Origin of the sequence: Oribacterium asaccharolyticum ACB7 (genome assembly GCF_000238075.1) — a bacterium.
GTDB lineage: Bacteria > Bacillota > Clostridia > Lachnospirales > Lachnospiraceae > Oribacterium > Oribacterium asaccharolyticum.
Genome location: NZ_JH414505.1, coordinates 553,425 through 578,915, shown reverse-complemented (window position 1 = coordinate 578,915; position 25,491 = coordinate 553,425). Strand labels below are relative to the sequence as shown.

The following is a 25,491-nucleotide window of genomic DNA, read 5'->3' as shown; positions in this document are numbered from 1 at the left end:
ATCAGCACACGATACTTCGTCACGATGAGTAGTATAGCAAATACAAGAAAATAGTGGTGTTGCAAATGCAACAATTCGCGCAGCTGCTTGTGAAAAAATAAACTTGGTAAATTCTCCTATTTTTTTGCTTCTCAGGCCTTCTTCTTTCCTGTATAATGCTAGAGGATTGTGGTCCGGGAGAGAAAAGGAGAGGTTTGGAAAGCCGGTTTTTTCTATTAGCTAGCTCTTATTTTTCTCCGTAAAGGATCAGGAAAGGAGCCGATATGGCAGCAAATAAAGCAGCAGAGGTGAAGAAGCTGAACAGGAAGCTGATGGACTTTTTGGACAGCAGTGTGAATGCATTCTTTGCCGTGGAAAATATGAAAAATATCCTTTTGGAGGAGGGTTTTCTTCCTTTGTATGAGGGAGAGGACTGGAATTTGAAGAAGGGCGGGAAGTATTTTGTCACAAGAAACGGTTCCGCACTCATCGCCTTTGCGCTTCCCAAGAAGCCTTTCAAGGGCTTTCAGATGATGGCAAGCCACAGCGATTCTCCGGTCTTTAAGATTAAGGGAGAACCGGAACTCGAGATGGATAAGGCTTATATTCAGTTAAATGTGGAGAAGTACGGCGGTATGATTTGCTCTCCCTGGCTGGACAGACCGCTTTCCATTGCGGGAAGAGTCCTGGTAAAGACCGCAAAGGGCGTGGAAACAAAGCTGGTGAATATTGATCGCGACTTACTCATTATCCCGAATCTTGCGATTCACATGAACCGCGAAGTGAACGACGGCTATAAGTTTAACGCACAGAAGGATATGTTACCCCTGTTTTCCACCATCGAAGGAAAGGGGAGCTTCAAGAAGACGGTTGCCGATGCCGCGTCTGTAAAAGAAGAGGATATTCTGGACTGGGATCTATTCCTTTACAACAGACAGAAAGCTACAATCCTGGGAGCAAGGGAAGAATTTATCGCAAGCGGAAGACTGGATGACCTGCAGTGTGCCTTTTCTTCCCTACAGGGACTGCTTTCCGCAACACCGAAGGAGAGTGTGGCGCTCCACTGTGTTTATGATAATGAAGAGGTGGGAAGCGGCACGAAACAGGGAGCGGATTCGACCTTCTTAAAGGATGTATTGCATAGAATTCTCTTTGCTTTCGGGATGGGAGAGGAAGACTATATGAAGGCTTTGCAGAACAGCTTCCTCGTTTCCGCGGACAACGCGCATGCCGTACACCCTGCGCACCTCGACAAGGCGGATGCCTTAAACCGGCCGTATATGAATAAGGGAATCGTGCTGAAGTACAGTGCAAATCAGAAGTATACTACAGATGCCGTGTCCGCTGCCGTGTTTAAGCGTTTTTGCGACAAGGCGAAGGTGCCGTATCAGAGTTTTGCCAACCGTTCGGATATGCTGGGCGGTTCCACACTGGGGAATATCTCAAACAGTCAGGTGGCACTGAATACCGTAGACATCGGACTGCCGCAACTTTCCATGCATTCCCCGTATGAGACGGCAGGGGTGGAAGATACCTACTATCTTGTGGAAGTGGCTAAGCTTTTCTACTCTTCTTCCGTACTGGGAAGAGGAGACGGGAATCTGGAAATCAAATTCTAAGGTGCTGTCGTAGAAGCGGATAGAGAGGCACGCAGTAGAAGACTGAAGCGAAAGAGAATTTTTACAGGAGAGAAATTTTCTTTTACGAAAGAAACAATTTATTTTGGAGGAAAAGTATGGAACAAAAAAAGATTAGTTGGAAATTGCTCGCGTTTATGGCATTTTCCACGGTTTGGGGCTTTGGTAATGTGGTAAACGGCTTCGTTTGGTTTGACGGAATTCAGGTTATTTTCAGCTGGATTTTCATGTTTGCCTTGTACTTTGTGCCCTATGCGTTAATGGTGGGAGAACTCGGTTCCGCATTTAAGAACGCGGGTGGCGGAGTGAGCTCCTGGATTCGGGAAACGATGGGAACCAAGCTTGCGTACTATGCGGGATGGACCTACTGGGCTTGTCACATTACCTATATTGCCAGTAAGCCGAGTGGCGGCCTGAAGGCTTTATCCTGGGTCATCTTCCGCAGTGCGGAGCTTTATGATCGTCTGCCGAGTATTTATATTCAGCTGATTACCTTTGCCCTGCTCCTGATTTTCTGCTATGTGGCAAGCAGAGGCTTGAACCCCTTGAAGAAGATGGCAACTCTTGCAGGTTCCAGCATGTTTATCATGTCCCTGCTTTATATTCTGATGATGTTTGCCGCACCGGTAATCAACCCGAAGGCGGATTATGTCACTATGGACTTTAGTTTAAAAAACTTAATCCCGAATTTCCGTTTGGAGTATTTTACCTCTCTTTCCATCCTGGTTTTCGCGGTGGGCGGCTGTGAGAAGATTTCTCCGTACGTAAACAAGGTAGAGAACCCGAGTAAGGGCTTCCCGAAGGGCATGATTGCTCTGGCTATCATGGTTGTGGTTTGTGCTATGCTCGGCACCATTGCGATGGGCATGATGTTTGACCCGACTGTGATCAAGGCTTCGGATGAGAGCTTTAACTCTTATGCGGCAAACGGTGCTTACTGGGCCTTCCAGAGACTGGGACAATACTATAATATCGGAGATACCCTCTTAATCATCTATGCCCTGTGCAATATGATCGGTCAGTTTGCCGTTCTCATCATAAGTATCGATGCACCGCTTCGTATGCTCTTGGACAATGAAGACACAAAGCAGTTTATTCCGAAGAAGCTTTTGAAGCAGAACGATGTGGGCGCTTACACAAACGGGATTGTCATGGTGGCTGTACTTTCCGGTTCCATCATCCTGGCGCAGTCCTTTGTGCCGGGAGCGGCAGCGGTATTAAAGCAGCTTACCAAGTTAAACTCCGTATGTATGCCGCTTCGTTATCTTTGGGTATTTGCAGCTTATATCGCGCTCCGTAAGGCGGGAGACAAGTTCCATCCGGAATATCGTTTTGTAAAGAATAATACTTTGGCTTTGGCTTTCGGTGCTTGGTGTTTCCTGATTACCGCGGTAAGCTGTATCCTCGGTATGCACTCCAAGGATATGTTTACCATGGCCTTAAATGTCATTACCCCTCTGGTGCTTTCCGTCTTGGGAATCATCATGCCGATTTTGGCAAAAAGCGAAGCCCAAAAATAAAAAAAGCTTATAGAGCTTTCGGGGCTGTTTTGAACGGTGTCGCTATAAGCTGAGAACTGGGTGGAAAATAAATTTCATAGAAGAAGCGCTCAGATGCAAATAATCCGAGCGCTTTTTTGGTATATTTTCGGAATTTCGAGTATAATAGGAAAAATGCAATTTGGGGCAGAGAAAAGGCGGGAAACAGTTCTTAAGGAAAAAGGCCGGAAGGAGAAGAAGGGACAATGAAAGATAACAGGCAATGCTACCGGAACAGAGAGTTGTCATGGCTTTTATTTAATGAAAGAGTTTTAAATGAGGCGGCGAATCCTCGTGTGCCTCTTATGGAGAGACTGCAGTTCGTTTCCATTTATCAGACCAATTTAGACGAATTTTTCATGGTGCGCGTGGGAACGCTCATGGAGCAGATGAACGGTAAAAAAACCACAAAGGACAACAAGACCGGCTTAAGCAGTAAGGAGCAAATCGCTCTCATCCTGGAAGAGGTAGAACGCCTCGAACTAAAGCGAAAAGAAATCTATGAGCAGCTGATGGGAGAGCTGGAACCGGCGGGTATCCACATCATTAACTTTCAGAAGCTCTCCAAACAGGAGCAAAGCCAGCTGGAAGCCTATTTTGATAAGGCAATCCGACCCTATCTTTCTCCCATGATTGTCGGAAAGCAGCAGCCCTTCCCCTTCCTTCAAAATCGGGAGCTCTATGCGGTGGCAAGGCTCGAGACAAAGGGCGGAAAGAAAAGAATCGGTATTGTGCCCTGCTGGAACCCCGTCTTTAAGAGACTGATTGAAATTCCGGGCAGAAAAGGCTACCACATGCTTTCCGAGGAACTCATTCTCCACTTTGTATCGAAGCTTTATCCCGCTTACCAGATTCGGGAAAAATCCATTATCCGCATTACCAGAAACGCGGACATCGATGCAGGAGATGTTTACGATGAGGATTTGGACTACCGCGGAATGATGGAACAGCTTCTGAAGAAGAGAAAACGCTTAAATCCGGTCAGACTGGAGCTCAGCCGTGACCTACATAAATCGATTAAGAAAAAGCTTGCAAAATTCCTCGGCATTTCTGAAGAACATGTTTTACATTGCGGCACACCGCTCGACTTATCCTATCTGTTTACTTTGCAAAATACGATGCGGGAGCATCAGGAGTGGTATTATCCGAAATACAGTCCCAGAATGAGTCCGGAGATTCGAAGGGATGAGAATATCTTGAGTCAGGTGGAAAGACGGGATATTTTACTTTCTTATCCCTATGAGAGCATGAAGAACTTCATCAGTTTTTTGCAGGCGGCGGCAGTGGATTCTTCCGTTCGTTCCATTAAGATAACACTTTACCGTATGGCAAATCACAGTCAGATTGTGGATGCGCTTTGCGAAGCTGCGGAAAATGGAAAAGAAGTCCTTGCTCTTGTGGAGTTACGTGCCAGATTCGATGAGGCCGCCAACATTGAGATGTCCAGGCGCCTGGAGGATGCGGGATGTCAGGTGATTTACGGCCTTCCCGACTATAAGGTGCACTCCAAACTTTGTCTCATTACGAAGCAAACGGAGGAGGGAGTATCCTTCCTCACCCAAATCGGTACCGGAAATTATAATGAGAAAACGGCAACGCTTTACACGGACTTAAGCCTGATGACTGCAAATCAGGCTATCGGGCGAGATGCGCTGGAGGTATTCCGTACCCTGCTTCTCGGGGAAACCGTGGAGGAAAGCTCGGCGCTGCTTGTTGCACCGAAGGGCCTGCAAAACGCTATTTTGGAAAAGATAGCGGCGGAGGGCAGAAAGGCGGAAGCAGGGCGCGGCGCTTATATCGGTCTAAAGTTAAATGCGCTTACGGATAAGGACATTATCGATGCTTTGATTGAAGCCTCTCAAAAGGGTGTGGTGATTCAACTTTTAATCCGCGGAATCTGCTGCCTGATACCGGGCATTCCCGGGAAGACGGAGAATATTCAGGTGCACAGCATAGTGGGGCGTTTCCTGGAACATTCCCGTATTTATCGCTTCGGGCAGGGCGAAGAAGAGGAAATCTATATTGCCAGTGCGGACTTTATGACCAGAAATACCCTTCGAAGGGTGGAGGTTGCCGCTCCGATTTACGATGAGCGTTGCAGGATGCGTGTACGGGAAATTTTTGACCTGGGCTTTAAGGATACGGAAAAGGGAAAATGGCTTCTTTCCGATGGCCTCTATCATGATCCCGAGGGCGTTCAGGAGGAACGCTTTAACTCGCAGGATTTCTTTTACCGAGAGGCTTATAGGAATTTGGAGTAAACACTATGACTTTATCTTTAAAGGCTTATAGGAATTTGGAGTAAACACTATGATTTTTATCTTTGCGGCGCATTACGGCGAAGTGGAAAACATCATAAGAAATAAGAAAATGGGGAAACGAAAGATTTCGTTTCCCTTTTTGCAGTACTGTACAGACGGATGGAATGAGTCAGGAGCAAAGAAAGAACAGAAGCAAGCCGGAAAAGAGCGTTCCTGTATGAAAGAGAGTGCGGGTGCAGACGGAAGGATATTGCTGACGATATGCGGGGAAGGGCGGAACAATGCGGCAGCTGCGGTTGCAGCGACCCTGGCAAGAGAGGGAGCGAAAAAGGGAGACATTCTGCTTTCTATCGGGAGCGCGGCAATGCTTAAGGCAGCAGGGGAAAAGCGTCTTTTAGGAAAATGGTTTTTGATTCATGCCCTGGAAGAGGGAGGAAGCGGAAGGGCTTTTTATCCTGAGCTTCTTTATCAGACCGACTTTCCCACGGCAAGGCTGATCACAGGGGATAAAGTATTACGGCGTTCGGATGCAAAATGGGCTATAGAGACGAAGTCTTACTCTTCGATAGAAAAGGAGATTTCTCCGGCAAGTGACAGTGGGCAAGAGAATGTTTCACCTTTCGGGACGAATGAGTTTATACTGATGTGCGGTGAAAGGCCGGAGCGCATGGATACGGAGGAAACCTTACTCTACGACATGGAGTCCACAGCGATTTTCCAGGCTGCCAATGCTTTTCTTTCCTTGGAAAATTTGTTTTTCCTCCGCTGCGCAACGGACTTCGGAGTAGGGGAACTCGAAAGAGAGGAACTCGAAAGCGGGCAACTCGGAAGCAGGCAACACGGAAGCGGGAAAACTGTGCCGGAAATGCTGCGAGAGCAGATGCGGAAGGAAGAGGAGAGGGTATTTTCCTTTCTTTCGCAGGTAGAGCGACTGGATGCGGAGAAAGAAAAAGAGAGGGAAAAAGAAGAAACGTTTTTGCAGGAAAGCGCTTCTCTCGCGGAAGAACTGCGTCTGTCCTTTGTCCTTGCGAAAAAGCTGGAGGGTCTGCTCTCCTATGCGGAGAGCCTTTCTTCGGAGTGGAGAGCCTATTTTCAGAAAAAGAGGGAAGAAGGATGTCTTCCCTGCCGGGACAAGCGGGGTGGGCAGAAAGTGCTTTCTGAATTCACGGCGTGGCTTCTAGTTCAGGAAAAGCAGGGAAGGCAGGATAAGGAGAAGGCTCTTCCGCTCTATCCGCCGTTCTCGCATATCTATGTCGAGGAAGAACTACTCGGAGGAGAGGAAGTGCTCGCGATTTTAAAGAAATTTCCGAAGGCGAAGTGCATTCCGATTCGGCATTATAAAGACCTCTTTAACAGAAGGAAGCAGAATCGAGCCCTGCAGGAGAAGAGTCGAAAACTCATCCTTGCCAAGAAAGAAGGGCAGAGGATTTACCCGGGAGCACCCGTCTGCCAGAGCTTTTCCGAGAGTGCCTTCTATTATGCGTCTCTTCTTATGAACTGTCCCTTCCATTGCGAGTACTGCTACTTACAGGGAATGTACCCCTCCGCCAATTTGGTGCTCTTCCTGAATCTCGAGGATTATTTTTCGGACTGTCGGAGGCTTATAAAAGAGAAGGGGAGTCTCTATCTTTGTATTTCCTATGACACGGATTTACTGGCGTTGGAAGAGCTTTATCCCTTTGTGGAGCGCTTCGCTCGCTTTTTGGAGGAAGAGCCGGATCTTCGCATTGAAGTACGGACCAAGGCGGGGGGAGAAAGTCTTTTCCGAAGACTTCTCAAAATGCATTTATCCGAGAACGCGAAAAAGCGCCTGATTTTTGCCTTTACCCTCTCTCCGGAGAAAATCGTTTCGGAGGCGGAGCATGGAACGGCAGGCCTTAAGGGGAGACTTAAGGCTGTTAAAATGGCGATGGAGGAGGGCTTTACTCTGCGCCTTTGCTTTGATCCCATGCTTTATCATGCGGATTGGGAGGGGCTGTATACCGCACTTTTGGAAACGGTTTTTCGGGAAATCCCCATGGAAAAACTATACGATGTAAGTGTCGGGAGCTTCCGTATTTCGGAAAGTTACCTGAAGGCCATGACGAAGGCCTGCGGTGCTTCTCCCTATACTTCTTTTCCTTACGAAAATACGGACGGCTATTATCATTATCCGAAGGAGCTTCTTCTGAAAATGGAAGGCTTCTTGGAACAGAGGCTCCTCGAGAAACTTCCGAAAGAGAAGATTTTCCGGTGGACGGAAGAAGAAAAGTAGGATAAAGGCAACGAGATAGACGAAACGAGCGAAAGGATGCGCTAAGGAGTAAGGGGGAAAAATAGAGAGTTTGCTCGGCATTTGTGAGTGGAAAGAATAGGAAATTGTTATGAAAAAGGGACAAAAAGAAGGGAATAGCGCGCGGCATGCAGAGCGGAAACTTGCCCTGGTGACAGGCGCCTCCGGCGGAATAGGACGGGCCATTGCGGAGAAGCTTTCGGAAATGGGCTTTGTCGTCTATGGAGTAGGGCGAAGCTTTAAGGAAGAAGAGGGAGAGCTTCCTTTTATTCCCGTTTCCTTGGATTTACGGGACCGGAAAGCCTCGGAGGAATTTTTTCGGAAGCTGAAAATGGAGGAGAAACTCTCGGTTCTGGTGCATTCTGCAGGAGTCGCCTATTACGGTTTTCATGAGAGCCTGAATGCGGAGAAGATTACGGAAATGACTGAGGTGAACTTTACGATTCCTCTCTCGATAACACAGTATTTCCTGCGGGATTTGAAAGAAGAGAAAGGGCATGTTTTTTTTATTTCCTCCGTGACCGCCCTTCACGAAAACGGATACGGGGCAGCCTACGGTGCGACAAAGGCGGGACTTCTCTCCTTTGCGAGAAGCCTTTTTGTCGAAAACAGGAAGTCAGGCCTAAAGGTGCACAGCATTTTACCGGATATGACGGACAGCAATTTATACCGCAATGCGGATTTTACGGTAGGGGAAAATACGGAGAGCTATCTCCTTCCTTCCGATGTGGCTTCCGCCGTGGAAATGATTCTACGGCAAAGGGAGGGTGTGGTATTGGAGGAGGTCCATTTGCGACCGCAGCTTTTTCAAATAACGAGAAAGGCGGCGAAAAAAAGATAGAAAAGCCTTGGAATTATCAGTATAAATTGCAGGAAATAGTTTTGCAGAAGCAGGAATTTTCCGGATAAGTGTAGTACTCCATACTGGATACAATATTTTTTTGAATCAAGAAACGCTTATCTTTTGCGAGAAAATGGTGGAGTATTCGCCTAAAACTCTAAAAAATAACAAAACAATGGACTATGGGGACGTAATTTTTGGACAAATTAATAAATCCTTGAAAATTTGCCCAAATGGAGAAAAAAATCACCTTTAATCTTTGTCTTGCGACGATAAATTCGTAAATTTATAATGTTTTTTGTAAAACAGGAGAAAAAAAGAGTGGAGGCAAAGTTATGGTAAGCTTTTTTGTGTGTCTTTTTATTCTGATTGGCGGGTATTTTACCTATGGTAAGTTTGTAGAAAATACTTTTGGACCGGATGACAGAGAGACGCCGGCAGTACGAATTAACGACGGTGTAGACTATGTGGTGATGCCGGAATGGAAATTGTTCCTTGTTCAACTTTTGAACATTGCGGGGCTTGGTCCGATTTTCGGTGCTTTGACCGGTGCAGAGTGGGGCCCGGTTGTGTTCTTATGGATTACCTTCGGTACGGTTTTTGCCGGCGGTGTACACGACTACTTTTCCGGAATGCTCAGTGAGCGTTCGGATGGTGCATCTATTTCCGAGGTTACCGGAAACTACCTCGGACTTGGCATGAAGAACTTGATGCGTGTGTTCTCCGTAGTGCTCCTCATTATGGTTGGTACCGTATTTGCGGTAGGACCTGCAGGACTGATTGTGACTTTGATTAAGTCGGGCGGTTCCGCAAACGCGATTCTTACCAATAAAGAGATGTGGCTGTGGATTATCCTTCTCTATTATCTGATTGCCACGTTCTGTCCGATTGATAAGATTATCGGAAAGATTTATCCGGTTTTCGGTATCTGTCTGATTGCGATGGCAGTCGGTGTAGGCATCGGAATCTTTTCCCACGGCTTTGTGATTCCGGAGATTTTTGAGCATTTTGCCAATGAACATCCGAAGGGACTTCCGATTTGGTCTTTCATGTTCATCACGGTAGCCTGCGGTGCCATTTCCGGCTTCCATGCTACCCAGTCTCCGCTGATGGCACGTTGTATGAAGAGTGAGAAACAGGGACGTTTCGTATTCTACGGCGCCATGGTGGCAGAGGGAATTATTGCTCTTATCTGGGCAGCTGCTGGTTGCGCGATTTACGGCAGTGAGAAGCTTTTGAAATTAGAAGGCGGTAACTCAACTACCGTATATGAGATTTGTAAGACCACAATGGGTTCCGTAGGAATGTTCCTTGCGATGATGGGCGTTATTGCTTGTCCGATTACCTCCGGAGATACGGCCTTCCGTTCCGCTCGTCTTACGATTGCGGACTGGTTTAAGATTGATCAGAACGACTTCAAGAAGCGCGGACTTCTGACTCTGCCGATTCTGGGAGCCGGTGCAGTGATTTCTCACCTGCCTTATAACGTTGTTTGGAGATATTTCAGCTGGACGAACCAGACTCTGGCGATGATTGTCCTTTGGGCGGCTTCCATGTATCTCTACAGAGAGAAGAAGAATTACTGGATTACAGCGGTTCCCGCAGTATTTATGAGTGCGGTTTCCATGACCTACTTCTTCTGCGCACCGGAGTGTCTGGGTGCTTTCGGTCTGACCACAACCGTGGCCTATCCGGCAGGAATTCTTCTTGCGGCACTTTTCTTAATCCTCTTCTTACGGGCGACGAAGAAGCCCTATTCCGGAGAGGCTAAGGCATAAGCCGGCAGAAAATTGAATGTGTTATCTTGTTCACCTCGCTTGTACTGAGAGCGGGGTGAATTTTATAATAGAAGAGTTAAAAAATAGGAAAAAGCCGCAAAAAGCAAAGACAAAATAAAAAGAGAGCGTATTACAAGTGTATAGAAAGGGTAGTGTATGAATTTTCCCCTGAGTGAGAAGAAACTGGAGAAGGATGTTTTAAAGAAGGATAAAAGAGAGGCTAAGCATATCGGCCCGATAGGAATCGGAGAAAAGGCTCTGTACTTAAATTCCTTTTATATCGACAGGATGTACTATATTCCGATAGAGGCGATTGAGCGTGTGTATAAGCGTGTTGCCATGAGTAAGGGCGGATTCTCCGGAAAGGGCATTTTTGCGAGCCTTTCCTACCTCGTGGTGGAATATGACGGCGGGAAGGAAAAGGCCTGTCTTATTCGAAAGGAATGGAGGGTGGATGAAGCGCTTTCGGAAATCCGAAAACGGTTTCCGCATCTCCCCACCATGAGTAAAAGAGCGGAGGAAAGTCTTCGCAGGGAAGAAGAGGAAGAAAAGGCCAAGCTTCTTCCTAAGCTTTCGGAGGAGGCCGAAAAGGCCGTTTCCGAGATAGAAGAGGCGGATCGTCTGCTACAGGAAAGAGAAGAACTCTGCAAAAATCTTGCAGTGCGAGCCAAGCAGGAAAGAATGGTGCAAAGTACGAATCCGTATTACGGACATTTTGCACTGCTCCTCTTCTTTGGCGGTCTGCTCTGTCTGCTCTCTGCAGGGATATTTTATAAAAACGGAGATCAGAGCCATGCCATTGTGCTTTTCGGCTTTTTCCTCATGCTCTTTTTGGTAGGATTCCGTGTCCGTCCGACGGGGAGACAGAATAAGGAAGAGGTGGAGAGGGAGTATGAAGAGTCCATTCGGAAGATGAAGGATTCTCTTCCGGAGGACTTCCCGATTCCCGCGCGGTATGCCCATCCTGTCTGCCTTTTGTGGATGAAGCAAAATATTTTGGAAGGGAAGGCAGAGACGCTTGCCTCTTCTTATGAGCTCTTGAAAAAGGAGTTGAAAGAACTGGACAGCACGAAGCAGGTCTCACAGAAAGTGTATGATTGGCTTGTTGTCATTAAGCCCATGTTTATGGCGGCGGAGTATCGGGACGAATAGGGCATTTCCCGTTTCAAAGCGGATGCAGACTGTCGAAATTTTGCAGGGCACAGACTGCTGAAATCTTCACTTGCGATTCTGTTTTCCATGGGGTAGAATCAACAAATAGTTTTATCGGAGAGAGGATATCGGAAGAGATTCCGGCGAAAATGTACTTCGGAGCGCGGATTACTCCGAGGACAGAGTCGGAAGGGAACGGATTCCGGAATACATAGAATAAGGTTCAAGAGGGGGCAATATGGCGGATAAGAAATTGGTGGAGCAGATTACTTCCAGAGAGGAAGACTTTGCACAGTGGTATACGGATGTGGTGAAGAAGGCGGAGCTGACTGACTATTCTTCCGTGAAGGGCTTTATGGTCATTCGTCCTGCAGGGTATGCCATCTGGGAGAGAATTCAAGAGGAACTGGACAGTCGTTTTAAGGCGACGGGTGTGCAGAATTGTGCTATGCCGCTTCTGATTCCGGAGTCCCTTTTGCAGAAGGAAAGCGAGCACGTGGAGGGCTTTGCACCCGAGGTGGCTTGGGTTACATACGGTGGTTCCAAGAGACTGGAAGAGCGGCTCTGCGTTCGTCCGACCTCCGAGGTGCTTTTCTGCGACTACTATTCCAAGGTGGTCAAGTCCTACAGAGACTTGCCCCAGCTTTTAAACCAGTGGTGCTCCGTAGTGCGCTGGGAGAAGACGACCAGACCGTTCTTAAGAACCAGAGAGTTCTTATGGCAGGAGGGACATACCGTACATGCCACAGCGGAAGAAGCGGAGGAGAGAACGCGGATGATGCTGGACATTTATGCGGATGTTTTGGAAAATGAGCTGGCCATCCCGGTAGTAAAGGGAAGAAAGACGGATAAGGAGAAGTTTGCCGGTGCGATAGCAACCTACACGGTTGAGGCTTTGATGCATGACGGACAGGCTCTGCAGTGCGCGACTTCCCATAACTTCGGAGACGGCTTTGCGAAAGCCTTTGATGTGCAGTATTTGAGTAAGGAAAATAAAATAGAACCGGTGCACCAGACTTCTTGGGGAATCACAACGAGAACCATCGGAGCACTGATTATGGTACACGGTGACGACTCCGGACTAGTGATTCCGCCGAGAATTGCACCGACGCAGGTGGTGATTGTCCCGATTCAGCAGAATAAAGAAGGAGTACTCGACAAAGCCTATGCCTTAAAAGAGGAGCTTGTAAAGGCCGGTATTCGTGTAAAGGTGGATGATTCCGATAAAACGCCGGGCTTTAAGTTCGCAGACGGAGAGGTGCGCGGAATTCCGCTTCGTTTGGAAATCGGACCGAAGGATATAGAAAAGAATCAGGCGGTTCTCGTTCGGAGAGACAACAGAGAGAAGCTTGTAGCCGAGCTTTCCGGCCTTTCAACAAAGGTGGAGGAACTTTTACAGCAGATGCAGAAGGATATGTATGAGAGAGCGCTTTCCTTCCAAAAGGAAAGAACGACAGACGCAAAGAGTCTGGACGAGCTTGTGGCATCCATCGATAAGAAGCCGGGATTTGTACGCGCGATGTGGTGCGGATGCAGAGAATGCGAAGATAAGCTGAAGGAATATTCCGGAATCACCTCCCGCTGCATCCCTATGGCGCAGGAAGAGATTTCCGATACCTGTGTGGTTTGCGGAAAGAAAGCCACAAAGATGGTCTACTGGGGAAGAGCCTATTAAGAGATATTTCGGGGAGAAGCCTTGGGCTTCTCCCTTTTTCATTATATAATGACAAATAGCCGAAGGAGCGTTTCGGGAAAGGACGGAAAAGGGATTTTTCTTGAAAAGGAGTGGAATAGTATGGGGAAAAATGTTCTTTTGCTTGTGAACAGTAAAAGCGGACAGGAAAAGGGGAAAACGTTCCTGTATAATATTGTGGAGGAATTTGCCAAGAAAAACTGTGTTGTGACGGTTTTTCCGATTCTTCCGAAATCGAAAAAATTGAATACCGAAGCCATTGTGGAAAAGTATAAAGACAGATTTGATTTAATCGTTTGCGTCGGAGGCGACGGAACCCTGCATTATCTGGTAAACAGCCTGTTGCACGAGGAATTGTCTGTTCCGGTCGGCTATATTCCGACGGGGTCTACGAATGACTTTGCGAACTCCCTGGGCATTCCGAAGGACCTGAAAGAGAATATCGAAGGAATTGTAAGAGGAGAGCCTTTTTACTGCGATATCGGAAAGTTGAACGGGCAGTATTTTAACTACATAGCCGCATTCGGAGCCTTTACCAAGGTGAGCTACGGCACTGACCAGGGATTAAAAAACAACCTTGGACATATGGCTTATCTTTTGGAATCGATTCGTACCATGCCCGAGAGCCTTTCCAAGAGCTACTCGTTAAAAATCAGCTCCGAAGAGAGCACTTTTTCCGGAGAATATATTTTCGGCGCCATCTTTAATTCCCGTTCTGTCGGAGGCTTTACCGGCTTTCCCGGCGGAACGATAGAAGAAAGACTGGCTGTGGATTTGCAGGATGGAGAATTTGAGGCTTTGCTGATTCATAAGCCGAAAAATATTGCAGATTACGGAGAAATTCTGAGTACGATAGTAGGAGGGGATATTCCGGAAAACAATCCGCTTGTGCAGTTTTTTAAGGTAAAAAGCATGGAGATTCAGGCGGAAGAGGAATTGGAATGGACTCTGGACGGAGAGTTCGGCGGGGCCTATCGGGAGATGCATGTGGAAATTCTGGAAAGAGCAATCAAGGTGATGCTTCCCAAGAAGGACAAGGGATAGGCTATGCAAGGGATGGAAAAAGACGAGAATGGAAAACCGGGAAAATAGAATGGTGAAAATAAAGATGCCGAAGGGGGCGGAGTTTATTATTCGTTCTCTGGAAAATGCCGGATTTGAGGCCTATATTGTGGGGGGCTGTGTCCGGGACGGGATTCTTGGAAGGGAACCGGAAGACTGGGATGTTACCACCAATGCGAAGCCTATGGAAGTGAAGTCCGTATTTCCGGTTACGGTAGATACCGGCATTGAGCACGGAACGGTAACCGTGCTGGTTCCGCCCGATGAGGTGGAGAGAGGGATACGGAGCTTTGAAGTCACGACTTACCGGATTGACGGGGAATATACGGACCACCGCCATCCGAATGAGGTTTCTTTTACAGGCTCTCTCAGGGAGGATCTGGCAAGACGGGATTTTACCATCAATGCCATGGCCTATCATATGGAAAGAGGGATTATTGATCCTTTTTCCGGACAGGAGGATTTGGAAAAGAAAATTGTTCGGGCAGTGGGAAGAGCCGAAGACCGTTTTCGGGAAGATGCGCTTCGAATGATGCGGGGGATTCGCTTTTCCGCGCAACTCGACTTTGCCTTGGACGAAGAGGCATTTTCGGGAATTTGCAAGCTGAAGGAGAGTCTTTCCAAGGTGTCCAAGGAACGCATTGCCGTGGAACTTTGGAAGCTCTTGGCCAGTGCACATCCGGAGAAGGTGGAGAGACTGTTTGCGACGGGGCTTGCGCCCTATATTACGGAGGATTTTCCGAAGATTGCCCTTCGAGGGATTCCGGAGCTTCTTCCCTTTGCACCGAAGGAAAAGATTCTCCGTTTCGGTCTCTTTCTTCGAGGTGTTCCCGAAGATGCCCGAAAGATTTTAAGAGATTTAAAGCTGGATCGGGATACCATTGAGGGAGCGAGCCACTTGGCAGGACTCTTTGCGGAGGAAGAAGCGGACACGCCTTATGCCTTACGAAAACGGATTGCCCGCTACGGAAAGAAAATGGTTGCAGACTTTTATGAAGCAAGGAAAGAGCTTCTCAAAAGGGCGAAAGACAGTGAGACGGGGCTCGATGCGACAAAGAGAAATGTGACAAAAGGATGTGCCACAGAGGGAGATGCCACAAATGGAGATGCCACAGAGGACAGTCCTGAAAAAGACTTAGCCGTTGTGGAGGAACGACTGTCTTGGCTTCGAAAGATAGAAGAAGAGGGCGACTGTGTTTGTCTTTCGGACCTCGCGCTTAGCGGAAAGGATTTGATTGCCCTCGGGATAGCACCGGGGAAAAAACTGGGAGAGCTTTTGCAGTATGCTTTTGACCATGTTTTGCAGAATCCGAAGGAAAATCAAAGAGAGAAATTACTGCTCTATTTGGAGAAAAACACTGCTATTTTAAAAGATAAAGTAGTAGAATAGAACTATATGTCACATTTGTTTTAGAAGCAAACGGAGGGTTTATATGCTGGACTACAAAAAAGAATACGAACGCTGGAAAGAGGCGGATTTGCCGGATTTTGACCTTCGCAGGGAACTGGATTCCCTTTCGGGGAAGGATGATGAAATAAAAGAGCATTTCGGAAGAAGTCTGGAATTCGGCACCGCCGGTATTCGCGGCACTTTAGGTGTGGGCACAAACCGCATGAATATTTTTGTGGTTCGGCAGGCAACGGAGGGTCTGGCAAGATATATTCTTGAAGAAGGCCTGGAGAAGCTGGTGGCGATCAGCTATGATTCCCGTTTAAAGGGCTGGACCTTTGCGAAAGAAGTGGCACAGGTGCTTGCCGCAAACGGAATTGCCGTTCGCCTTTATGATGCTTTGATGCCGGTTCCGGCACTTTCCTTTGCGACAAGATATTATCATTGCAGTGCGGGAATCATGCTTACCGCTTCCCACAATCCGGCAGTCTATAACGGCTACAAGGCCTACGGGAGTGACGGCTGTCAGATGACGGACGAAGCGGCGGATAAGGTTTACCGGAAAATTCAGGAGACAGATATCTTAAGCGGAGCTAAGACAATGCCCTTCGCAGAAGCCGTGGATCAGGGACTCATTCGCTTTGTGGAAGAGGAGTGTAAGGAGGCCTTTTATAAGGCTGTTCTTTCTCAGAGTGTACATCCGGGAGTGTGCAAGGATGCAGGACTTTCGTTGGTTTATACTCCGTTAAACGGAACGGGGCTTGAGCCGGTAACCCGTATTTTTAAGGAGCTCGGGATTTCCGATGTTACGATTGTACCGGAACAGGAATATCCGAACGGCTATTTTACCACCTGCCCTTATCCGAATCCGGAAATTTTGGAGGCTATGGAAAAGGGTCTTGCTCTGGCGAAGGAGAAAAATGCGGATTTGCTGCTTGCGACCGATCCCGATGCGGATCGCGTGGGAATCGCCATGCGAACAGAGGACGGGGAGTATGAGCTGGTAAGCGGAAATGAGATGGGCGTTCTCCTTCTGGACTATATTGCGGCGGGCAGAATCGCGGAGGGAACGCTTCCGAAAGATCCAGTTGCCGTAAAATCCATTGTCAGCACGCCTCTTGCAGATAAGGTTGCAGCAGATTACGGGGTAGAGCTTCGCCATACCTTAACCGGCTTTAAGTGGATTGGAGAGCAGATTAAGTTCCTGGAAGAAAAAGGGGAAGAGAATCGTTTCATCTTCGGTTTTGAGGAAAGCTACGGCTACCTTTCCGGTACCGCGGTAAGAGATAAGGACGCAGTGGTGGCTTCCATGCTCATTTGCGAGATGGCGGCTTACTATCGAAAGAACGGCTCTTCCATCAAGGCACGTTTGGAAGAGATTTATAAGAAGTACGGTTACTACCTTAATGCAGTGGACAGCTTCTCCTTCCCGGGTCTGTCCGGCATGGACAAGATGCAGGGCATCATGGAGACACTCAGAAAAGACTGCCCGAAGGATTTTGCAGGCATTCCCGTAAAGGCTTGTACGGACTATTTGGAGAGTGAGAAGACGGGACTTCCGAAGTCCAATGTCCTGCTGTACAGTTTGGAAAACGGTGAGAGCATCATTGTGCGTCCTTCCGGAACGGAGCCGAAGATTAAGGCGTATTATACGACCCTGGGAAGGACAAAGGACGAAGCGAAAGCGGAGAAAGACAAGCTTGCAAATGCTTTGCAACCGATTTTCAGCTAAGTTTCATGATCCCGCTTAAGAATGCAGAAAGAAGAGAGGGACCGCATTTTGCTAGAGAAGGAGCAGACAGAGAAGCAGCAGAAAGAGAAGCAGCAGAAAGAGAAGCAGTCCAAAAAGAAGACGCAGAGAATAAAAGAACTGGACAGTTTTAAAGGATTTTTGATTTTCATAGTGGTGCTTGGGCACTTTTTGCTCCCGCTGAAGGATAGTCCTTATCCGCTGTTTTCTCGTTCTTTTTACCTGATTTACAGTTTTCATATGCCGGCATTTGTTTTTCTCTCCGGCTATTTCGGCTATAGTGGATGGAAAAAAAGGGGAACGAACTTTCGTTCCCTCCTTTCTTATGGTTTCTTATATCTTTTTATGCAGGGGATGCTCCATATCTGCGACATTTTTTTCTATGGATCAACGCGAATTTTCCCGGATTTTTGGCATGCCTCGTCCACGCCCTGGTATATTTTGGCTCTTATTTTCTGGAATTTGGCACTGCTTCCGGCGGAGCTTTTCCTTAGGAGGAGGGAGGGAAAGGAAATTACCGCATACCTCCTCTTCCTGATCCTGCTCTCCGTCCCGCTTTCCTTCCTGGAAGTCGGGAGAACACTGAAGGACTTCCTTGCCCTGGACAGAAGCCTTAGCTTCGCTCCCTTTTACTATTTGGGATTTTTAGCGAAGTGCTATGGTTTTTCTTTTCAAAAAATCTATAAATTGCCCGCTGTGCTCGGGGGACTTTTTTCTTTCTCTTTATTCGGCTTCTTACCGCAGCTTCTCCCCTATACCCGGGTTTTTTACGGGACCTGGGGCTACAGGATAGAGCGGGAAGCCATTCTTCCTTTTTTTAAGACGTATCCGATTGTACTGCGTATAGCATACATTCCTTTTGCGCTTTGCATTGCTTATTTCTTTTTCTTCCTGCTTCGCTTTCTTTTGGAAAAAGGGGGAGGACAAAGATTTTCCGGCGCTGCTCCTTCCGGACACAGGAAAAAAATGAAGAAGATAGAAGATTTTCTGCAAAAAGCGGGAGAGTACACCCTTCCGATTTTTGTATTCCATCGTCCCTTCCGGGATGCCTTTTTTGCATGCGGGGCGGACAGATACTTCTTGGAAGGGGGACTCCCCCTATGGATTGTCGTGTTATTCTATTTGTTCTTAATCGGCTTCTCTCTTGTCCTGATGAAGCTTCTCGGAAGAAAAGCTTTGGATGCATTTTGTCGCTTTCGCCTCCCGGAAAAGAGGATTTAGCTTTACTCCACGGACAACTTCTGAATATCCATATTTTTCGGAAGAATCAGGTTCAGAAGCAAGGCAACGACGAAAACAACCGCAACAACATTGGCACCGAAAACATTTTGTACGATAGGAGGGAAAATCTTCCAGATTTCAATCTCCGAAGTAGAGGTAAAACCGATTCCGATGGCCAGAGAAAGAGAAGAAATGACGATGTTTCTCTGAGAGAATCCGCAGGAAGCCACCATTTGCATACCGGACACCACAATGGTTCCGAACATCATGATGGTACATCCGCCCAGAACGCACTGGGGTAAGGAAGAGAAGAACTGTCCTACCGGAGGAAGAAGTCCCGCAAGAAGCATCATGGCGGCACCGCTTGCAATGGTGAAACGGTTGACAACCTTGGTCATGGCGATGAGACCGACGTTTTGCGAGAAGGAAGTTACCGGACAACAGCCGAAGAGGGCGGAAATGGAAGAGGCAAAACCGTCACAGGCTAAAGATCCGGAAATCTCTTTCTCGGTAATATCCCGATTCAGACCGGTAACGACCATGGCTGTGGTATCTCCGATGGTCTCCGTTGCGGAAACCAGGAAGATGATACAGGTGGAAAGAATGGCACCGATGTTGAACACGGGCATCACGGGAAGAATGTGGGGAAGAGAAATCAGACCTTTTGAGAAAATGAGGGTGTAATCCACCTTTCCTACGGCAATAGCGCAGATATAGCCGACAACCAGTCCCGCAAGAACGGAAAGTTGCTTCATGTATCCTTTAACGAAGATACTCCAGAGAATACAGGTTGCCAGGGTGATGGAGGCGATAATGAGATTTGTCGCGGAACCGAAGTCCTCGGCATAGCCTCCGCCAAAGGATCGTGCGCCGACCGTGAAGAGAGAAAAACCGATGGAAGTGACTACGGTTGCGGCCACTATGGGAGAAATGATTTTTTTCCAGTATTTGGCGAGAAGTCCGAGGATTCCTTCAAAGATACCGCCGACCAAAACGGCACCGACTACGGCAGGATAGCCGAATTGTCCGCCGATTGTGGAGAGAATGGTGACGAAGGTGAAGCTGACGCCCATGACAATCGGGAGCTTTGAGCCGATTTTCCATACGGGATAAAGCTGAATCATGGTTGCGATGCCTGCAGCAAACATGGCGTTTTGCACCAGCATAGCCAGTTCCTGTTGACTTAGTGCCGGCTTTGCAGCCGCGGCGATGATGGTCATGGGGGTTAGGTTTGCCACGAACATGGCAAGGACATGCTGCAGGCCGAAGGGAATGGCCTTGGCGACGGGAACACGACCGTCAAGACGGTAAATGTTCTCCATAGAGACGGTTTCTGACTTTTCTTGACTCATTTTTCCTCCTTCTTTTGGAAACAAGACAGCACAATCACTGTGCGGCACTCCTTATAAACGAGATACCGCACGCTTTGCGAGCGATATTCGTAAAAAATAAAAAAAGTTTTGTAACAATCCAAATCGGGAATTTCAACCTACTTTTAACAGTGAAAATAAGTAAAAAACCATATCCATCCGGGTTATTGCAAAACAGCTTTATCTTCTTATGAAAAAATGTGAAAAAACAGATTCAATTAAGACCGGCTCATTTTAGCACTTGCCGGGGGGATTGTCCATTCCTTCTTCAAAAAATGCGTTTCCTGCCTTCTTCAAAAAATGCGTTTCCTGCCTTCTTCAAGAAATGTGTTTCCTCAAAAATGGGTTTATCGTTCTCTTTCAGGCAGAATGGCGAATTTTTGCCGGTATTTTCAAAAAACCTTATCCGAATGTGGAGTATAGGAAGAAAGTATGTTCTGTGATATAATGCAGAAAGCAAAGCTCTATGGCTTTCCATAGAGTGAAAAAGAGTACAGGAAAAGCTTGAGTTACAGGGCGGTCGTACGCTTTTTTAAGTAGAATAAAGATTGGTAGAAAAGATAGGAAGAAAAGGAGAAAGTATGGCAGGTAAAGTGAGCAAGGCTCCGGTTGTGGCATTGGTGGATCATGAGGAAAAACTGAAGGCATTGGATGCCGCTTTAACTAAGATAGAGAAGGATTGCGGAAAGGGTTCCATCATGAAGCTGGGAGATGCCGGTGTCAACAAGGACATCGAGGTGGTGCCGACCGGATCGCTTTCCGTGGATATTGCGCTCGGTGCAGGCGGCTTTCCGAGAGGAAGAATTATCGAGATTTACGGTCCGGAGTCTTCCGGAAAGACCACTCTGGCGCTTCATGCGGTTGCGGAAGTGCAGAAGAGGGGCGGCATTGCGGCCTTTATCGATGCGGAACATGCCTTGGACCCGCGATATGCGGAGGCTATCGGAGTGGATATTGATAACCTCTATGTGTCCCAGCCGGATTCCGGAGAGCAGGCTCTCGATATTGCGGAGACGATGGTGCGTTCCGGTGCTATGGACATCCTGGTTGTGGACTCCGTTGCCGCTCTGGTGCCGAAGGCGGAAATAGACGGAGAGATGGGAGACAGCCATGTGGGACTGCAGGCAAGACTGATGTCCATGGCCCTTCGTAAGCTTACGGCAATCATTGCGAAGTCCAACTGTATTTTGATTTTCATTAACCAGCTCCGTGAGAAGGTGGGTGTGATGTTCGGTAATCCCGAGACAACTACCGGCGGTAGAGCTTTGAAGTTCTATTCTTCCGTCCGAATCGATATCCGGAAAGGAGAGACGATTAAGGCGGGTGAGGGTGAGTTCAGCGGAAACCGCGTTAAGGTAAAGATTGCCAAGAACAAGATTGCACCGCCCTTTAAGCAGGTAGAGTTTGACATCAGCTTCGGTACCGGAATCTCCAAAGAGGGAGAGCTTCTGGATCTTGGTGCGGAGAAGAAGCTGATTGACAAGAGTGGAGCATGGTTTGCGTATCAGGGCAATAAAATCGGCCAGGGTAGAGAAAATGCAAAGGACTTCTTACGGAAGCACCCGAAGCTGATGGCTGAACTCGAAATTGCGCTTCGTAAGGAATATGGCTTAAAGGAAGATCCGTATCTGGAAGCTGTGTTAAATGCAGCCGAAGAGGAAAGTCCGGAAGAGCGGAAGACCGACACTGCCGGACAGGAAGCATAAAGCGTAATGAAAGAATGGAAAGAAGAAATCACGGTTAGAAATCCTCTGGAAAGGGCTTCTCTCTCTACGGAGGAGAAGCTCTTACAGCGTTGCAAGGAGAGGAGTCTTTACCTGCTTTCTGGAACGGCAAAGACGGAGCGCCGTCTTCGTGAGAAGCTCGTGAAATCGGAACGGTATACAGAGGATGTGATAGAGAAAACCATTGCCTTTTTGAAGGACTATGATTATCTGAATGACTATCACTACGCCCTGCGTTATCTGGAGGAGAATGCAGGAAAGCGCTCTCTTTTGAACATGAAGTCCAAACTGTTTTTAAGAGGGGTGGATTCCGTTTCCCTGGAACGTGCCATCGCGGATTTCCGAGAAAAGCAAAGAGAAGAGGAGACGAATCCCGAGCGGGAAGCTTTAAAGAAGTGGATAGAGAAGAAGAGCAGAAGTCTTGACCTTTCCGATCGGAAAGACAGGGAGAAGCTTTTGGCTTCTCTTATGAGAAAGGGATTTTCTTATAGCTTGATTCGGGAAATGATGGATATAGAAGACTTTGAATCATAGCGGGACGGAAAGAGAAGGCGGTCTAAAAAAGCAGTCTTAAAAAAGCGAAGGAGTTTTAAAAAAGGAAGAAAAAAACAGTTGACAGGCATCATTAGATTGCGTACAATTAACTTGTCTTAAATAAAATTGAGAGATAAAGTAGTTGGGAAGAGGAACTGCATGCGGAATTTCGTATGCGAGTATACAGAAAAACAGTATTTAAATTTATAGGAGGAGAAAATTATGTCAGCACCAAGCATCACAGGAAAAGAATTTGAAGAGAAAGTTTTACAGTCTAAGGAACCGGTTTTGGTTGATTTCTGGGCAAGCTGGTGTGGTCCTTGCCAGATGCTGTCTCCCATCATCGGAGAGATTGCAGAGGAAGCAAAGGATTTTAAGGTTTATGCCGTAAATGCGGATGAAGAACAGGAACTCATGGTTCGCTACGGTGTTCGTGCGATTCCGACTTTGATTGTGTTTAAGGACGGTCAGGTATATAAGCAGAATACCGGTTTTATTCCGAAGGACCAGGTTTTAGATCTCTTGAAGTAAGAAACGGTTGAAAATAAGAGACGATCGAAAGTAAGAAACGATCAAAAATAAGAAACGCTCAGAAAAAGGATTCCGTGAGATACGGGACTACAGAAAAAAGATGATGAGGTGTCGCTCAGTATTGTGCGGCACCTCGTTTAAGAAAGAGGAAAAATATGTTCGATTTGATTATAGTAGGGGCAGGGACCGCCGGCCTTTCCGCGGCAATTTACGGCGTTCGCGCCGGCAAGTCCGTTCTTGTATTGGAAGGTGCGGCTTACGGTGGACAGATTATCAATACACCGGAGATAGAGAATTATCCCGGAATCAAGAAGATTTCCGGTTTTGAGTTTGCGACCAACCTGTATAACCAGGCAAAGGAACTGGGAGCGGAGATTCGTTTTGAAAAGGTTCTCTCCGTTCAGGAGAAGAATGGGCACAAAATTGTAGTCACGAAGGACAAAGAGTATGAAGCGAAAGCGGTAATTCTGGCAACCGGAGCAAAAAATAGGAACCTCGGCATAGAAAAGGAACAGGAGCTTGTAGGGAAGGGTGTTTCCTATTGCGCGACCTGTGACGGCATGTTTTATCGGGGAAAGGTTGTAGCGGTAAACGGCGGAGGAAACACTGCGGTAGAAGACGCCACTTTTCTTTCGGAATACGTGGAAAAGGTTTATGTCATTCATAGACGAGACAGTTTCCGGGCGGATAAGGCGGAGGTCGATCGACTGGTTGCCAAGAAGAATGTGGAGTTGGTTTTGAATTCGACCATCAAAGCATTGGAAAGCGATGCTTCCGGCCTTACGGGGATTCTTGTTCAAGATAAGGACGGCAAGGAAAGACAAATTCCGGTGAACGGTCTTTTTGTGGCTGTCGGACAGGCTCCGGACAATGAGGCCTTCCGGAATGAGGTGGACTTGGACAGCAAGGGCTATATTTCCGCAGGGGAAGATTGCAGCACAAAGACCGAAGGCATTTTTACGGCGGGAGACTGCAGGACAAAGGCTGTAAGACAATTGGCTACCGCGGCTTCCGACGGTGCTGTAGCGGCCCTTGCTGCCGTAAATTATATTAACGGACTTGCTTTATAAGGCGATATGGATTTTCAGAAAAAGGAAAGGAAAGAGTTATGCAGGAAGAATATAAGGAGTTAAGACTGGAGAATCAGCTTTGCTTTCCTCTTTATGCTTGTGCAAAAGAAGTTACCAGAAGGTATAAACCTTTTTTGGATCCTTTGGATTTAACCTATACCCAATACATTACTATGATGGTAATGTGGGAGAAGAAAGAAGTCCGGGTAAAGGACCTGGGAGAGGTTTTGTATCTGGATTCCGGAACCCTGACACCGCTTTTAAAGCGTTTGGAGCAGAAGGGACTGATTACCCGTGCCCGGTATCGGGACGATGAAAGGGCTCTTTGCGTACATATTACCGAAGAGGGGGAGAAGCTGCAGGAGAAGGCTAAATCGGTGCCGCATTCCATGCACGCCTGTATTCCCTTAAGTTTGGAAGAAATAGGGATATTAAAGAAGTTATTGAGCAGGACCCTGCATGCAATGGAAAATCCCGAAATAGTTTAGGAATCGGATGTTGCCGTTTTGAGCGAAAAGCAAAGGAGAAGAATATGGAAGAGCTGGATTATCTTGTAGTGGGAGCCGGACTTTTTGGGGCGGTATTTGCACATGAAGCTGCGAGCAGAGGAAAGAAGGTGCTCGTAATCGATAAGCGGAATCATGTTGGCGGAAATGTGTATTCCTACGAGAAAAACGGGATTATGGTACACCATTACGGAGCGCACATTTTCCATACCAACAATACTAAGGTATGGAATTATGTGAATCGCTTTGCTGACTTCAACCGTTTCACCAACTCTCCCGTAGCGAACTATAGGGGAAAGATTTATTCTCTTCCTTTCAATATGTATACCTTTAACACGATGTGGGGAGTGATTACGCCGGAAGAGGCGGAGAAAAAGATTGAAGAGGAGAGGCGGGCTGCAGGTATCGGCGAGCCGAAAAATCTGGAAGAGCAGGCCATTTCCCTTGTCGGAAGAGAGATTTACGAAAAGCTCATCAAGGGCTATACGAAGAAGCAGTGGGGAAGAGATTGCAAGGATCTTCCGGCGTCCATTATTCGTCGACTTCCCGTGCGATTTACCTATGACAACAACTATTTCAATGCACTTTATCAGGGGATTCCGGTAGAGGGGTATACGGCTATGGTGGAGAAGATGCTGGAGGGCATTCCGGTAGAGCTTTCGGTAGACTTCCTGGAAAAGAAGGAGGAGTGGATGAGTAAGGCGAAGAAAGTCATCTTTACCGGTGCTATCGATGCCTACTACGACTATTGCCTTGGAGAACTGGAGTACAGAAAAGTTCGTTTCGAAGTGGAGGAGCTTCCGATACCGAATTTCCAGGGAAATGCGGCTGTGAACTACACGGACGAAGAAAGCCCTTACACAAGAATCATCGAACATAAGTGGTTTACCTTCGGAAAAGACCGTGCAGGAAAGGATCTTCCGACCACAATTATTTCCAAGGAATACAGTGCGGAGTGGAAGAGAGGGGAAGAACCGTATTACCCTGTAAATGATGAGAAAAATCAGGCTCTCTTTGCAGAGTATCAGGCTCTCGCAAAGAAAGAGGAGAAGCTTCTTTTCGGAGGCCGCCTCGGAGAGTACAAGTACTATGATATGGATGCCGTGATTGCGGCTGCACTGCAATTTTCGGAAAACACCCTTAGATAAAGCATGTCATAATACCGTTTCGAACGGGAGAGGA

At 47.3% G+C, this 25,491-nt stretch carries 19 protein-coding genes; 18 read left to right on the top strand and 1 reads right to left on the bottom strand.

What is annotated here, in order from left to right:
- The first annotated feature begins 263 nt into the window (after positions 1 to 263).
- The 12 genes from HMPREF9624_RS07460 (at position 264) to HMPREF9624_RS07405 (ending at position 18,574) form a co-directional block, all read left to right on the top strand.
- Positions 264 to 1,598, top strand: coding sequence for a M18 family aminopeptidase (locus tag HMPREF9624_RS07460; protein WP_009537235.1), 1,335 nt, complete (start codon positions 264 to 266; stop codon positions 1,596 to 1,598).
- A gap of 116 nt (positions 1,599 to 1,714) precedes the next feature.
- Positions 1,715 to 3,136, top strand: coding sequence for an APC family permease (locus tag HMPREF9624_RS07455; protein WP_009537234.1), 1,422 nt, complete (start codon positions 1,715 to 1,717; stop codon positions 3,134 to 3,136).
- A 224-nt stretch (positions 3,137 to 3,360) separates the two neighbouring features.
- Positions 3,361 to 5,415: a polyphosphate kinase 1 gene (gene ppk1, locus HMPREF9624_RS07450; protein WP_009537233.1), complete on the top strand. Its 2,055-nt coding sequence runs from the start codon at positions 3,361 to 3,363 to the stop codon at positions 5,413 to 5,415.
- Between the two features lie 49 nt (positions 5,416 to 5,464).
- Positions 5,465 to 7,669, top strand: a complete 2,205-nt coding sequence (locus tag HMPREF9624_RS07445) for an SPL family radical SAM protein (RefSeq protein WP_009537232.1) — start codon at positions 5,465 to 5,467, stop codon at positions 7,667 to 7,669.
- Between the two features lie 109 nt (positions 7,670 to 7,778).
- Complete coding sequence (locus HMPREF9624_RS07440) at positions 7,779 to 8,528, top strand: SDR family oxidoreductase (protein WP_009537231.1); 750 nt, start codon at positions 7,779 to 7,781, stop codon at positions 8,526 to 8,528.
- A gap of 335 nt (positions 8,529 to 8,863) precedes the next feature.
- Entirely contained in the window at positions 8,864 to 10,306 is a 1,443-nt protein-coding gene (locus HMPREF9624_RS07435; protein WP_009537230.1) for a carbon starvation CstA family protein, read from the top strand.
- A gap of 156 nt (positions 10,307 to 10,462) precedes the next feature.
- Positions 10,463 to 11,458, top strand: a complete 996-nt coding sequence (locus HMPREF9624_RS07430) for a hypothetical protein (protein ID WP_009537229.1) — start codon at positions 10,463 to 10,465, stop codon at positions 11,456 to 11,458.
- 238 nt (positions 11,459 to 11,696) lie between these two features.
- Complete coding sequence (proS, locus tag HMPREF9624_RS07425) at positions 11,697 to 13,133, top strand: proline--tRNA ligase (protein WP_009537228.1); 1,437 nt, start codon at positions 11,697 to 11,699, stop codon at positions 13,131 to 13,133.
- Positions 13,134 to 13,253: 120 nt separating this feature from the next.
- A complete protein-coding gene (locus HMPREF9624_RS07420; protein WP_009537227.1) occupies positions 13,254 to 14,195 on the top strand; it encodes a diacylglycerol/lipid kinase family protein in 942 nt (313 codons plus the stop codon).
- 49 nt (positions 14,196 to 14,244) lie between these two features.
- The gene (locus HMPREF9624_RS07415) at positions 14,245 to 15,603 is read left to right on the top strand and encodes a CCA tRNA nucleotidyltransferase (protein ID WP_009537226.1); all 1,359 of its coding nucleotides are present in this window, start codon (positions 14,245 to 14,247) and stop codon (positions 15,601 to 15,603) included.
- A 43-nt stretch (positions 15,604 to 15,646) separates the two neighbouring features.
- Complete coding sequence (locus HMPREF9624_RS07410) at positions 15,647 to 17,335, top strand: phospho-sugar mutase (RefSeq protein WP_009537225.1); 1,689 nt, start codon at positions 15,647 to 15,649, stop codon at positions 17,333 to 17,335.
- 48 nt (positions 17,336 to 17,383) lie between these two features.
- Positions 17,384 to 18,574 carry an acyltransferase family protein gene (locus HMPREF9624_RS07405; protein ID WP_009537224.1) on the top strand — a complete coding sequence of 397 codons (1,191 nt, stop codon included), beginning with the start codon at positions 17,384 to 17,386 and terminating at the stop codon, positions 18,572 to 18,574.
- A 2-nt stretch (positions 18,575 to 18,576) separates the two neighbouring features.
- Here HMPREF9624_RS07405 and HMPREF9624_RS07400 read toward each other — a convergent pair whose 3' ends face one another.
- Positions 18,577 to 19,926, bottom strand: coding sequence for a uracil-xanthine permease family protein (locus HMPREF9624_RS07400; RefSeq protein WP_009429118.1), 1,350 nt, complete (start codon positions 19,924 to 19,926; stop codon positions 18,577 to 18,579).
- 599 nt (positions 19,927 to 20,525) lie between these two features.
- Here HMPREF9624_RS07400 and recA point away from each other — a divergent pair.
- From recA to glf, 6 genes are all read left to right on the top strand, one after another.
- Positions 20,526 to 21,650 carry a recombinase RecA gene (gene recA / locus HMPREF9624_RS07390; protein WP_009537223.1) on the top strand — a complete coding sequence of 375 codons (1,125 nt, stop codon included), beginning with the start codon at positions 20,526 to 20,528 and terminating at the stop codon, positions 21,648 to 21,650.
- A gap of 6 nt (positions 21,651 to 21,656) precedes the next feature.
- Positions 21,657 to 22,202 carry a regulatory protein RecX gene (locus HMPREF9624_RS07385; RefSeq protein WP_009537222.1) on the top strand — a complete coding sequence of 182 codons (546 nt, stop codon included), beginning with the start codon at positions 21,657 to 21,659 and terminating at the stop codon, positions 22,200 to 22,202.
- Between the two features lie 222 nt (positions 22,203 to 22,424).
- The gene (gene trxA, locus HMPREF9624_RS07380) at positions 22,425 to 22,733 is read left to right on the top strand and encodes a thioredoxin (protein WP_009429720.1); all 309 of its coding nucleotides are present in this window, start codon (positions 22,425 to 22,427) and stop codon (positions 22,731 to 22,733) included.
- A 155-nt stretch (positions 22,734 to 22,888) separates the two neighbouring features.
- A complete protein-coding gene (trxB, locus tag HMPREF9624_RS07375; RefSeq protein ID WP_009537221.1) occupies positions 22,889 to 23,803 on the top strand; it encodes a thioredoxin-disulfide reductase in 915 nt (304 codons plus the stop codon).
- A 38-nt stretch (positions 23,804 to 23,841) separates the two neighbouring features.
- Complete coding sequence (locus tag HMPREF9624_RS07370) at positions 23,842 to 24,291, top strand: MarR family winged helix-turn-helix transcriptional regulator (RefSeq protein WP_009537220.1); 450 nt, start codon at positions 23,842 to 23,844, stop codon at positions 24,289 to 24,291.
- A 44-nt stretch (positions 24,292 to 24,335) separates the two neighbouring features.
- Entirely contained in the window at positions 24,336 to 25,457 is a 1,122-nt protein-coding gene (gene glf / locus HMPREF9624_RS07365; protein WP_009537219.1) for a UDP-galactopyranose mutase, read from the top strand.
- The last annotated feature ends 34 nt before the right edge of the window (positions 25,458 to 25,491 follow it).

Excerpts from the sequence above, each read along its gene's own strand:
- HMPREF9624_RS07460 (WP_009537235.1), top strand. The coding sequence starts at position 264 with ATGGCAGCAAATAAAGCAGCAGAGGTGAAGAAGCTGAACAGGAAGCTG.
- HMPREF9624_RS07455 (WP_009537234.1), top strand. The coding sequence starts at position 1,715 with ATGGAACAAAAAAAGATTAGTTGGAAATTGCTCGCGTTTATGGCATTT.
- ppk1 (WP_009537233.1), top strand. The coding sequence starts at position 3,361 with ATGAAAGATAACAGGCAATGCTACCGGAACAGAGAGTTGTCATGGCTT.
- HMPREF9624_RS07445 (WP_009537232.1), top strand. The coding sequence starts at position 5,465 with ATGATTTTTATCTTTGCGGCGCATTACGGCGAAGTGGAAAACATCATA.
- HMPREF9624_RS07440 (WP_009537231.1), top strand. The coding sequence starts at position 7,779 with ATGAAAAAGGGACAAAAAGAAGGGAATAGCGCGCGGCATGCAGAGCGG.
- HMPREF9624_RS07435 (WP_009537230.1), top strand. The coding sequence starts at position 8,864 with ATGGTAAGCTTTTTTGTGTGTCTTTTTATTCTGATTGGCGGGTATTTT.
- HMPREF9624_RS07430 (WP_009537229.1), top strand. The coding sequence starts at position 10,463 with ATGAATTTTCCCCTGAGTGAGAAGAAACTGGAGAAGGATGTTTTAAAG.
- proS (WP_009537228.1), top strand. The coding sequence starts at position 11,697 with ATGGCGGATAAGAAATTGGTGGAGCAGATTACTTCCAGAGAGGAAGAC.
- HMPREF9624_RS07420 (WP_009537227.1), top strand. The coding sequence starts at position 13,254 with ATGGGGAAAAATGTTCTTTTGCTTGTGAACAGTAAAAGCGGACAGGAA.
- HMPREF9624_RS07415 (WP_009537226.1), top strand. The coding sequence starts at position 14,245 with ATGGTGAAAATAAAGATGCCGAAGGGGGCGGAGTTTATTATTCGTTCT.
- HMPREF9624_RS07410 (WP_009537225.1), top strand. The coding sequence starts at position 15,647 with ATGCTGGACTACAAAAAAGAATACGAACGCTGGAAAGAGGCGGATTTG.
- HMPREF9624_RS07400 (WP_009429118.1), bottom strand. The coding sequence starts at position 19,926 with ATGAGTCAAGAAAAGTCAGAAACCGTCTCTATGGAGAACATTTACCGT.
- recA (WP_009537223.1), top strand. The coding sequence starts at position 20,526 with ATGGCAGGTAAAGTGAGCAAGGCTCCGGTTGTGGCATTGGTGGATCAT.
- HMPREF9624_RS07385 (WP_009537222.1), top strand. The coding sequence starts at position 21,657 with ATGAAAGAATGGAAAGAAGAAATCACGGTTAGAAATCCTCTGGAAAGG.
- trxA (WP_009429720.1), top strand. The coding sequence starts at position 22,425 with ATGTCAGCACCAAGCATCACAGGAAAAGAATTTGAAGAGAAAGTTTTA.
- trxB (WP_009537221.1), top strand. The coding sequence starts at position 22,889 with ATGTTCGATTTGATTATAGTAGGGGCAGGGACCGCCGGCCTTTCCGCG.
- HMPREF9624_RS07370 (WP_009537220.1), top strand. The coding sequence starts at position 23,842 with ATGCAGGAAGAATATAAGGAGTTAAGACTGGAGAATCAGCTTTGCTTT.
- glf (WP_009537219.1), top strand. The coding sequence starts at position 24,336 with ATGGAAGAGCTGGATTATCTTGTAGTGGGAGCCGGACTTTTTGGGGCG.